The sequence below is a fragment of the Thermodesulfobacterium hydrogeniphilum genome (assembly GCF_000746255.1).
In the GTDB taxonomy this organism is placed as follows: Bacteria; Desulfobacterota; Thermodesulfobacteria; order Thermodesulfobacteriales; family Thermodesulfobacteriaceae; genus Thermodesulfobacterium; species Thermodesulfobacterium hydrogeniphilum.
The window spans coordinates 109,231-120,575 of record NZ_JQKW01000006.1 but is presented as its reverse complement, the minus strand read 5'-3'; the positions used below and the strand labels follow the sequence as shown (position 1 = coordinate 120,575).

The following is an 11,345-nucleotide window of genomic DNA, read 5'->3' as shown; positions in this document are numbered from 1 at the left end:
TAAAATGGACATTTCCATAGGTTTTTATGGAGCTACTCAATTTGTTACAGGTAGTTGTTTTCTTTTAAATATTAGAGGAACTAAAATTCTCATTGATTGTGGAATGTTTCAAGGGCTGGAACATGACAAAAATTATATAAAATTTCCTTTTGATCCCAAGGATATATCTTATCTTATCTTAACTCATTCTCATGTAGATCATTGTGGAAGGATTCCCTTATTAGTAAGAAAAGGTTTTAAAGGAAAGATAATTTGCACCAAGCCTACCTCTCAAATAGCCAAAATAATGCTTCTTGATGCTGCCAAAGTTATGAGAGAACATTATAAAACTCTTTACAGAAAGTCCTTAAGAAAAGGTCTGGATTTGCCTCCTCCACCTCTTTATGATGAATATGATGTAGTAGAAAGTTTTAATTATTTTAAAATTTTAGTAGCTTATGATACTCCTCTACTTTTAGAAAATAATATTAAAATTACCTTTAAAGATGCAGGCCATATTTTAGGTTCTGCTTTTGTAGAGATTGAAGATTTAGAAATTCACAAAAAAATTATTTTTTCTGGAGATCTTGGAAATAAAAACAGACCTATAATCCGTGATTTTGCTTATCCCTCCTCTACAGATTTTCTCTGCATAGAAACTACTTATGGGGATAGAAATCATAAAAGCTTTGAAGAATCTAAACAAGAGCTATTAGAAGCTATTTTGGATACCTTTGATAGAGGAGGAAATGTTTTAATTCCTTCCTTTGCCTTAGAGCGTGCCCAAGAAATTATATATATCTTGAGAGAATTTTATGAAGAGGGTAAACTTCCCAGATGTCATGTTTTTCTTGATAGCCCCTTAGCTATTAAAGCTACCAGAATATTCAAAGATAATCCAGAATTCTATGATGAAGAAACCTTTCACATTTTTGTTAAAAAAGATCCTTTTGATTTCCCCTACTTAATCTTTACAGAAGATGTGGAAGAATCAAAAGGTATTAATAATGTAAAATCAGGAGCTATTATAATTGCAGGAAATGGAATGCTTACTGGTGGAAGAATTCTTCACCATTTAAAAAATAATCTATGGAGACCAGAATGTAGTCTTGTTTTTGTAGGATTTCAACCTAAGGGGACCTTAGGAAGACATATTGTAGATGGAGCACAAAAGGTGCATATCTTTGGGGAAGAAATACCTGTAAGAACTAAGGTTTATACCATTAATGGATTTTCTTCTCATGCAGGACAAAATGAGCTTTTAGAATGGATTTCTCATGTAGATAAAGTGAAAAAACTTTTTTTAATCCATGGAGAACGAGAAAAAATGGAAATTTTTAAAAAAGTTCTTGAAGAAAAATTTAAAAACAAATTTGAAGAAATTTATATCCCTTCTTTTGAAGAAGAAATTACCTTAGCATAATCTAAATAAGAAATTTTTTGCAGTTTGCCTACCAAATGACCTAATAAAGGTAACTTGCCTTTTAATTCTACAGGATATTTTTCTCTTTTTAGTATTTTCATTTCTATTTGAGAGGTTCTTTTCAATAGTTCACTTTTTTCCGGTAAATGAATTAAGACTTTTATACATTTTTTTTCCTCTTTTCCTATTTTACATGCTGTTTCTCTCTCCGCTTTTAAAATAATAAAATCCCTGCTTTTTTTAATGTAAACAGGAAGAGCTGTTTTATTAACATAATAATAATCTATTGAAATTGCTTTGATAAAAGATGAAAGTTCATCATAAACAGGAAAGTCTATAGAAATTACTTCAGATTTTTTTTTCTTAGGTAATAATTTTTGATAAAATACTGTATTCTGTTTTTTATTAAATTTTATCAATTTTTTTCTTTCCTTTCCTCTTTCTCTGGAATAAATTAAAACTTTAAGAGGATAACCTTCCTTATCTACCCAAGTATCCCACTTAGCATAAAAAGGAAAAAATATTTTTCCTAAGCCAACACTATAAACAATAGCTTCATATTTTTTTGAAGTTATTCTTATTTTACATTCTCCTATTTTAAAAGGACCATAATAAATTCCATAGAACAATTCTGTTGATCTTAGAGGAAAAAATAAAAAATTTGGAACACCTTCTCCTTTTAAGAGAACCAGAACTCCTATAATTAATCCTAAATAGATTGCAAAAAATTTTAAAAAGTTTCTCATGCTTAAAATTATAAATCTTTTTGATTTATTTTTAAAGAGAGAAGACCTCTTTATAATTTAGACTTTTATTAAAAATTATGCTAAAATTAAATTATAAAATATTAGGGAGATTAGCTTATGAAGAAATATCGTATTATATTCATGGGAAGTCCGGAATTTGCTATTCCTTCTTTAGAAGGTCTTTATGAAAAGGAAGAAATTATAGCAGTAGTAACTCAACCAGATAAACCAAAAGGTAGAGGATTAAAACCTGCTCCTTGTCCAGTTAAAGCTTGGGCTTTATCAAAAAATTTAAGAATATTAGATCCTCCTAAGATTAAAAATTTAGAATTTATAAATACTCTAAAATCTTTGAAACCGGATTTAATTGTAGTTTGTGCTTATGGTAAAATTTTACCCAAGGAAATTTTAGAAATTCCTAAATTTGGCTGTTGGAATATTCATGCTTCTCTTCTTCCAAAGTATAGAGGTGCTTCTCCTATAAATTGGGCTATTTTAGAAGGTGAAAAAGAAACAGGTATAACTATTATGATTATGGAAGAAGGTTTAGACACAGGTCCTATTCTTTTACAGAAAAAAATTACCATTTCAAAAAAAGATACTGCTATTACTTTAGCTCAAAAATTAAGCTTTTTAGGAAAGGAAGCCATTTTAGAAGCTATAGATTTGCATAAGAAAGGGCTTCTTAAATCTACCCCTCAACCAGAAGATGGGATCTCTTATGCTCCTATTATTAAAAAAGAAGATGGTTTTTTTACTTTTGAAGAACCTGCTGATTTGATAGAAAGAAAAGTGAGAGCCTTTTTACCTTGGCCTGTAGCTCATACTTATTTTAAAAATAAACTTCTTAAAGTTTTTTCTGCTGAAGCTGTAGATTTAACTCATAACAAAATACCAGGAACTATTTTAGAAATAAATAAAGAAGGAATATTAGTAGCTACCTCTAAAAATGCTATTTTACTAAAGGTAGTTCAATTAGAAGGGAAGAAAAAAATGTCTGCTTATGAATTTGCCTGTGGTAAAAGACTTAAAAAAGGTGATCTTTTTGAGTAAGTTCTGGTATCTTGCCTTTTTGTAAAATCTGTAAGAGTGGAGAAGCTACAAAAGTGGAACTATAAGTTCCTACAATAAATCCTATAGTTAGAGCTAAAGCAAAATCTCTTATTACAATTCCTCCAAAGACTAAAAGGCTTATAGAACCAAAAAGAGTTGTTAAAGTAGTAATAATGGTTCTTGCCAAGACCTCATTTACACTTCTATTTATAAGATAATCAAAATCTTTAAAACCACCTTTTAAAATATTTTCTCTTATTCTATCAAAGATAACCACTGTATCTGTTAAAGAATATCCTGCAATGGTTAAAAGTGCTGTTATAAAAAGTAAGTTTATTTCTTTCCCTAAGAGATAAAATATAGCTACTGTAACAAATACATCATGAAAAGTAGCAATACCTGCTGCTACTCCAAAATTAAAATTAAATCTAAAAGAAAGATAAAGAATGATCCCTAATAAAGCACCTATAATAGCTAAAACTGCCTTATGTTTAAGCTCTTTACTTATTACGGATCCGATTTCTTCCTTGGCTATTAATTTAAATTTATATTCTGAACATTTGTTATTTAAAATTTTAAGTATTTTATTTACATCCTCGGTAAGTGTTTCCTTGGAGCTTTTTACTTTTAATAAAAGCATATTTTCACCTTTAACATCCTGAAGAGTAAAGTCTTTTATTCCTTCTTCTGATAAAACTTTTCTAATTTTATCCAGAGAAACAGGTGTTTCACTTTTTAAATAAAGTAAAGTTCCTCCTGTAAAATCTATTCCTAAATTAGCTTTTCCCATAAAAGCTAAAACAGAAGCTATTATTCCTGTAGTTGCTAAAATAGCAGACAGAGTAAGAGCAACTTTTTTATATTTCATAAAATCAAAATTGGGATTTTTTATGATTTCAAAAAAATTGATTTTTAAATCTTTACCTTTTTCATAAAAGTATTCATAAAAGATTTTAGTAACAAAAATAGCTGTAAAAAGATTTACTATAATAGAAACAGAAAGAGTAACAGCAAAACCTCTAATAGGACCTGTTCCAAAAATAAAAAGAATTAAAGAGGTAATCAAAACTGTAATATGAGCATCAAAAATTGTCCAAAAGGCTCTGGAATAACCCTGAAAAATAGCAGAATATGTGCTTCTACCTATCTTTAATTCTTCTCTAATTCTTTCAAAAATAAGAACATTGGAATCCACTCCCATTCCTATACTTAAGATTATACCTGCAATACCTGGTAAAGTGAGAGTAGCCTGAAAAGCTGAAAGCAAAGCCAGAAGAAAATAAATATTTAAAATAAGAGCTATTACTGCAATAACTCCAGAAATTTTATAGTAAATAGCTGTAAAAAGGATTACTGCAGCTGCTCCGATTAAACCTGCTGTTATTCCTTTTTGTATAGAATCTCTTCCAAGAGAAGGTCCTATGGTTATGTTTTGTAATATTTTAACTGGGGCTGGTAAAGCACCTGCTCTTAAAACTAAAGCAAGGTCTGAAGCCTCTTCCATAGTAAAACTTCCTGTAATCTGTGCTTCTCCTCCAGAGATTTTTTCTCTAATGACAGGTGCAGACCTAACCACATCATCAAGAACTATAGCCAAGCGTCTTCCCACATTTTCAGCTGTAATATGTTCAAAAATCTTTGCTCCTCTTGAATCAAATTGTATCCAAACGTAAGGTTCATTGGTTTGCGGATTTATTCTAACCTGAGCTGTTTTTAAATAATTTCCTGTAAGAAGCGTTTCTTTTTTCAAAATAATAGGTCTCTTTATAATCTCGCCTGTTTTTCTATCTTTTTCTATTTCAAAATAAAACTCAGAATCTTCAGGAATATAAGGCTTTATAACCTTTCTCCATTCTTCTAAAGAAGCATCAGGCTTTATCTTCCCTTCCTTTATTAACTCTTGCATCAGGCTTTTTAAGTCAAGTCGTTGCATAGTCTCTTCATCTACCAGTTTAAATTCAAGCTGAGCAGTTTGACCTATTACTTTGATAGCTCTTTGAGGATTTTTTAATCCCGGAAGTTCAATTACTACTTTATCAGCCCCTTGTTTAGTAATAATAGCTTCTGAAACACCAAACTGATCAATCCTGTTTCTAAGAACCTCTAAAAGTTGATTTACGATGTTTTCTTTTATATAAGAAACTCTTTCTTTGGAAAGGGTTAATTCTATAGTATAAACACTATCTTTCTGAGTCTCTTTTACTATTTGAAGTTCTTTATATTCTTTTAAAATATCTCTTTTAAAGCTGTCTAAATCCTCTTTTTTATTAAATTTTAAAGTTGCTTTAAGATGATCTATTGAGATTTCGCAATTAATGGAGGCTCTTACCAATTGGGCTTTTAAATCCTGAATATAATTTTCAAATTGATTCTGCAAAGCCTTTTGTAAATCAGGCTGTAAAACTAAATGGACTCCACCTTTTAAATCTAAACCAAGCTTTAAACTACCTCTATAGATATATTTTTTAAACCAAGGAGGTAGATTAGGAACAAAAGTAGGTAAAAGTAAAAAAGCAGCGAAAATCAATAAAAATATTACAAAAAATATTTTTAATTTTAGTCTTGTAGACAAAATCCTATCCCTATCTAAAAATTACAAAGCAAACTTTTTTTAATATTTTCCAAGTTATATCTCAAAAGTTCTAAATAATTACCCGGCATATAATAACTTCCACCAGACCAAAGTTTGATAACTTTTATACCCTTAATCTCAAAATAATTTCTATATTTCTCAAATTCAGGATCTAATAAAAACACTATTTTTACTTCTCTTTTTTGAATTCCTCTCATTATTTCTGCAAGTCTTTTTATACTTGGCTCTCCCTCTTTATGATATCCTTTTATAAGAGTAATCTGCTTCAAATCTGTATTTCTAAAAAGATAACTAAAAACTGGATGCCCCAAAATAAAAATCTCTTTATATTTACATTTTTCAAGATTTTTATATTCCTTTTTTATTTTAGTTAATTCTTTTAAAAATTTGTTTGTTCTTTTTAAACAATCCTGATAATTTTCAGGATCTTTTACCTTAATATATTTCAGAAAATTCTCTATTAACATCTTAACTCTGTTTAGATCAAACCACAAATGCGGATCTATAAATTTAGTTTCTCCATTAGAAAGACTTAAAATAAGCCTATTTTTTCTTAAATCATAAACCCTTTTAGCCCAACTTTCTGTTCCAACTATAATGACTAAATCCGCTTTTTTTATCTTATTCCATTGAGATAAAGTTGGCTCAAAACTGTGAAAATCTGCTCCTTCAGGTTGTAATTGATAAATTGAATACTCTGGAGCAATTTCTTTAATAATTTTTTTTAAAGGAGAATTAGAAACAACTATCTCCAGAGCATAGGATAAATTATAAAAAATGAGAGCAATTAATATTATTACTAAATGTATAAATTTTTTCATAATATTGTTTCCTTTAAAAAAGAACTGACAAAATTTTAATAAATTTTTTAAAAAAAACAAGTTTAGTTTTCACTTTTTGGCTTTGGAAGATCGCAATAAACCTCTAAAAGCAACTCTTGGAATGGTAATAATTCTTATTATGCCATAAGGAGTCCATTTTCTAACTTTGATTAATTTTATATTTTTCAAATTTTTTTGAAATTCCTTATCTTTACCATAAGGTATTTTTAAATTGTAAATTTTTTTAGGAGGAGTGATATTACGCCTCAGCTCTGCATTTAAGATAAGCAATTTTTTGTAATCTATTTTCCCTGCCGCAGTAAAAACTTTTAAATCTATACCTCCATTTACTTTTATTTCTTTATAATCTACAGGTTTTTCTACAATAGGTTTAAATCCGTATTTTTGAGGATTTTTGGCAATTAGTGTTATAGCCATCCATTGAGGCAGATATGTCATAGTTTCTAAAGGTAATCTATTAGACCTCATTACTTGCCAGTAATCTATAAAATTTTTGGCTTTTAGAATTCGCAATAGTCTACCTTCACCAAGATTGTAACTTGCAACTGCTGGTCTCCAGTCTCCAAAAAGTTGATATAGATCTTTTAAATATTTAGCTGCTGCATAGGTGGATTTTATAAAATCTTTTCTTTCATCAATCCAATAATTTATTTTTAAACCATACTTCTTAGCTGTTCCTTTCATAAATTGCCAAATTCCAACTGCCCCTGCTCTGGACACCGCAAAAGGATTGCATCCACTTTCTATTAAAGCTAAATAAACTAAATCTTCTGGAATATTGTATTCTTTAAAAATAGTCTTGAAATAAGGTAAAAAAGGACCGCATCTGTTAAACCATTTCTGAAGTCCCTTTTTTCCTCGGGTAGTATAATAATGAAGAAAATATGCAACCTGATTGTTTATATCTGGAGGCAAGTTTATAATTACTTCAGGAGGTAATTCTTCAAAAGTTTCATAAACTTCCTTGAAATTTTCAAAATTTTCTGAAGAAGTTTTATTTGAAACTGTATTATTTGATAAATTCATATTTAAAGTTTTATTTGAACTCTCATTTGATATTTCATTTAAAATTATATTAGAAGTGGTCATATTTGAAGTGCTATTTAAAGTTACATTTGATGTTGTATTTGATGTAGAAGAAGTGCTATTATTGAAAGAAAATAAAGCGTTTGTCCAGATATAAGAAATTAAAAATAAAAATATTAAAAAAAATATTAATTTCTTCATTAGAAAATACTTTTTAGAAATTTCAAATTAATATAGGTATCTTCCTCATTATGAGCTTCTGAGGTTAAAATGGGTTTAATATTTTTTTCTCTCAAAAATTCAAAAATTTCTTTAAATTTTACATTACCCTTTCCTATAGCTAAGTGATCATCATATTTTCCTAAGTTATCATGGCAATGTATTTCTTTAAGATATGGATACAATGTTTTTAACCATTCCAATTCATCTTTTTCTGAAAAAACCTTAGCATGAGCTGGATCAAAGCACCAAAAAAGTTCACCCTGAAAGGTTTCAAAAACAGGTTTTATAAATTCAGGATCAGGCTCAAAAGTATTTTCCAGAGATAAAGTTAAATTAAAATCTTTACAAATTTCTAAAATTTTTGAAAGACCTTCTATGAAAGATTCTCTCCATTCAGATTTTTTTTCTCTATGATAATCAGCATGATAACCAGAATGCAAAACCATATTTAAAGGTTCAAAAATAACAACTCTTTCTATAGCAAAGATAATTCTTCTTAAACTTGCTTCTTTTATCCAGGGATCCAAAGCTCCTATAGATAAATCCATAAAAGGCAAATGAATAGTTATTTTTAATCCCTCCTCTTTTAACTCTTGAGCTATTTTTCTAAAAAATTTGTAAGAGTAATTATCCAAAGACTCGGTATTAAGAGCTATTTCCACATTTATTCTATTTTTAAAAATATGAGATAAATATTTTTCTACTAATAGATTAAATGGAACAGAAACAAATACTAATTCACTCATTTAAAACCTCTTCAAAAAAATTTTTTATAAAACTAATAACATATTCTATTTCTGTTTCAGTTAAATAAGGGAACATGGGTAAACTTAAAACCTCTTGAGATATTTTTTCTGTAACAGGCAGATTCCCTTTTTTAAAATTTAATTTTTTATAAACTGGCTGTAAATGTAAAGGATAAGTATAATAAACTCCTGTTTTTATCCCTCTTTTACTTAAAAATTCTCTTAATTTATCTCTTTTTTTTGTTTTTATAGTAAATAAGGACCAAGTTGAATAATAATTTTCCGGAACAAAAGGAAGTTTTAAATAAGGCTCTAAATCTTTTAACCCTTCTTGATATTTTTTAGCCCATTTATTTCTCAGCTTTATTTCATTTTCAAAATATTTAAATTTAACAAGTAAAATAGCACTATGGATTTCATCAATCCTCCCATTTACTCCGTGATATTCATAAAAATAAGGTTTAGTCTGACCATGTTCTTTTAAATATCTTATTTTTTGAGCCAAAAATTTATCAGAGGTAAAAACCATACCAGCATCACCGCAGGTAGAAAGAGATTTGGTTGGATAAAAAGAGGTGGCTGAAGCTACCCCAAAGGTTCCTACTTTTTTATCCTTTATTTTTGCTCCAAAGGACTGACAGATATCTTCAATAAGAATTAGTCCCTTTTCTTCACAAAAGCATTTTATTTTTTCTAAATCTGCTGGCAATCCAAAGAGACTTACAGCTATTACAGCAGAAACCTTTTTGCCCTGATCTGTAAGTTTATAATAAGCTTCTTCTAAACTTTTTGGACTTAAATTATAGGTCTTTTCATCAATATCTAAAAAATAGGGAATAAGCCCATTCCGTATTACCACTTCGGAAGTGGCAATGAAGGTAAAAGAGGGAAGTAAAACATAGGTATTTTGAGGTAATTCTAAAGCTTTTAAAATTAAATACAAAGCTTCTGTTCCAGAGGAAACTCCAACAGCAAAATAAGTCCCTAAATAATTTGCTAAAGTTTCTTCAAGTTCCTTTGTTTTAGAACCATTTAAATATATCCCGCTTCTTAAAACCTCTTTTACAGCTTCTTCTATTTCTTCTCCATAAATCTTATAACTTCTTTTTAAGTCTATAAAAGGAATTTCCATAAACAAACCCTTTTATATCTTTCCAAAATAAGTCTTGATAATTATACTTTAAATTTTAAGAAACTCCAGATTAAATTGCTTATGAAAAAACTTTTATTTTACAGAAGAGGGGGTTTAGGAGATACCTTACTTACTTTTCCATTGTTAGAAACTTTTAAAAAGAGAAAATATTACATTGTTGCTATAGGAAATACTGAATATTTCAAAATTGCCAAACATATAGGCTGGTTAGATGAAATTTATAGTGATTTCTATCCCCAGATTTTGGGGAAAGATTATGAAACAAAAATAATCTTTTCTAAATTAAAAGGATTTGATCCTTTTCCCTCTAAAAGAATTTGGATTATAGATTATTATTTTAAAACTTTAAATCTGGAAAAGGATTTTTCTTGGATTTTACCTGTTAAAGAAATATCAAACAGTCCTTTAAAAAACAAGGCAGTTTTACATCCTGGAAGTGGTTCTTTTAAAAAGATACCTGATTTTTCTCTTTTTGAAAAAATAGAAAAGTTTTTAATCTCTCAAGGGTTTAAAACTATTTATTTAATTGGAGAAGGTGATCAGTGGATAAAAAATTTCACTAAAAATTACTGGGAATCCTTAGATCCTTTAAAAATAGCCCAAGCTTTAAAATCTGCTAAAATCTTTATTGGTCTTGATAGTGGTATCTCCCATCTTGCTTCATATTTAGGAGTAAAATCTTTTATCTTCTTTGGACCCACTGATCCTGTAATCTGGAAACCTATAGGGTTAAACTATACAATAATCTCTTTAAATTTAAAATGCAGTCCCTGTTTTCCAAATGTTTGCAAAGACCGTCCTTGTTTGGATACAGAGTTCCTTTTTAAAAAATTTTTAAATCAATTCTATTGCTTAAATAAATAAATTTTTACAATTTTATTAAATTTTTCTATTAGAATCTTTGGATTTCCAGTAGTAAATTATTTCAGAAATAAAAAATTGCAGGAGGATTTTATGAAAGAAATAAATGTTAAAGGTCTTCCCTGTCCTCAACCTATTATAAAAACTAAAGAAGCTTTGGAATCCATAAATATTGGAGAACAAATAAAAGTGCTTCTGGATAATGAAACCTCTTTGAAAAATGTGCAAAAATTTGTAAGTGCTCAGGGACATAAAATTGTCTCTGTAGAGGAAAAAGAAAATGAATATATTATTATCATTGAAAAAATAGGAGATACTGATAAAGAAGTCCCTATTTCTTGTGAAATTCAAAATAAAGAAAGAAAAAATATTTTTGTTATTATTGCTACTGATTCTATGGGAAAAGAGGAAAAACTTGGTAAAATTTTAATGAAAGCCTTTTTTGAAACAATGCTTGTGCATAATCTTTTACCTGATAGAATATTTTTTATGAATACAGGAGTAAAATTGACCACTTTAGAAGAAGAATTTATACCTTTGATAAAAGAACTGGAGAAAAAAGGAGTAGAAATTTATAGCTGTGGAACCTGTTTAAAATATTTTCAATTGGAAAACCAATTAAAGGTTGGACATAGAGCAGGAACTGATGTATATTTAGAAGGGATTTTTTATTTCAAAAAAACTGTATGGATAGGATAAAG

At 28.5% G+C, this 11,345-nt stretch carries 10 protein-coding genes; 4 read left to right on the top strand and 6 right to left on the bottom strand.

Going from position 1 to position 11,345, the window contains the following annotated elements; translation table 11 throughout:
- Positions 1-4 precede the first annotated feature (4 nt).
- On the top strand, positions 5-1,402 hold the full coding sequence (locus CC87_RS01135; RefSeq protein WP_211248377.1) for an MBL fold metallo-hydrolase RNA specificity domain-containing protein: 1,398 nt from the start codon (positions 5-7) through the stop codon (positions 1,400-1,402).
- Here CC87_RS01135 and CC87_RS01130 read toward each other — a convergent pair.
- Entirely contained in the window at positions 1,363-2,148 is a 786-nt protein-coding gene (locus tag CC87_RS01130) for a DUF3108 domain-containing protein (protein ID WP_038055190.1), read from the bottom strand. The genes CC87_RS01135 and CC87_RS01130 overlap by 40 nt on opposite strands.
- A 117-nt stretch (positions 2,149-2,265) precedes the next feature.
- On the opposite strand from CC87_RS01130, the gene fmt reads away from it, so the two are divergent.
- Positions 2,266-3,201: a methionyl-tRNA formyltransferase gene (gene fmt / locus CC87_RS01125; protein ID WP_051920391.1), complete on the top strand. Its 936-nt coding sequence runs from the start codon at positions 2,266-2,268 to the stop codon at positions 3,199-3,201.
- Here fmt and CC87_RS01120 read toward each other — a convergent pair.
- From CC87_RS01120 to CC87_RS01100, 5 genes are all read right to left on the bottom strand, one after another.
- Positions 3,176-5,773, bottom strand: coding sequence for a protein translocase subunit SecDF (locus CC87_RS01120; RefSeq protein WP_038055186.1), 2,598 nt, complete (start codon positions 5,771-5,773; stop codon positions 3,176-3,178). The two genes, fmt and CC87_RS01120, sit on opposite strands and share 26 nt — an antisense overlap.
- A 14-nt stretch (positions 5,774-5,787) precedes the next feature.
- On the bottom strand, positions 5,788-6,615 hold the full coding sequence (locus CC87_RS01115; protein ID WP_038055185.1) for a metal ABC transporter substrate-binding protein: 828 nt from the start codon (positions 6,613-6,615) through the stop codon (positions 5,788-5,790).
- A gap of 69 nt (positions 6,616-6,684) precedes the next feature.
- Positions 6,685-7,863 (bottom strand): lytic transglycosylase domain-containing protein, encoded by a 1,179-nt coding sequence (locus CC87_RS01110; RefSeq protein ID WP_084222153.1) that lies wholly within the window; start codon positions 7,861-7,863, stop codon positions 6,685-6,687.
- Entirely contained in the window at positions 7,863-8,630 is a 768-nt protein-coding gene (locus tag CC87_RS01105; RefSeq protein ID WP_038055184.1) for a sugar phosphate isomerase/epimerase family protein, read from the bottom strand. The genes CC87_RS01110 and CC87_RS01105 overlap by 1 nt, the downstream gene beginning before the upstream one ends.
- Positions 8,623-9,762, bottom strand: coding sequence for a DegT/DnrJ/EryC1/StrS family aminotransferase (locus CC87_RS01100; RefSeq protein ID WP_038055183.1), 1,140 nt, complete (start codon positions 9,760-9,762; stop codon positions 8,623-8,625). The genes CC87_RS01105 and CC87_RS01100 overlap by 8 nt, the downstream gene beginning before the upstream one ends.
- A gap of 81 nt (positions 9,763-9,843) precedes the next feature.
- Here CC87_RS01100 and CC87_RS01095 point away from each other — a divergent pair, with 81 nt between their 5' ends.
- Both CC87_RS01095 and yedF read left to right on the top strand, forming a co-directional pair.
- On the top strand, positions 9,844-10,647 hold the full coding sequence (locus CC87_RS01095) for a glycosyltransferase family 9 protein (RefSeq protein WP_038055182.1): 804 nt from the start codon (positions 9,844-9,846) through the stop codon (positions 10,645-10,647).
- A 90-nt stretch (positions 10,648-10,737) separates the two neighbouring features.
- Entirely contained in the window at positions 10,738-11,343 is a 606-nt protein-coding gene (yedF, locus tag CC87_RS01090) for a sulfurtransferase-like selenium metabolism protein YedF (RefSeq protein WP_051920387.1), read from the top strand.
- The last annotated feature ends 2 nt before the right edge of the window (positions 11,344-11,345 follow it).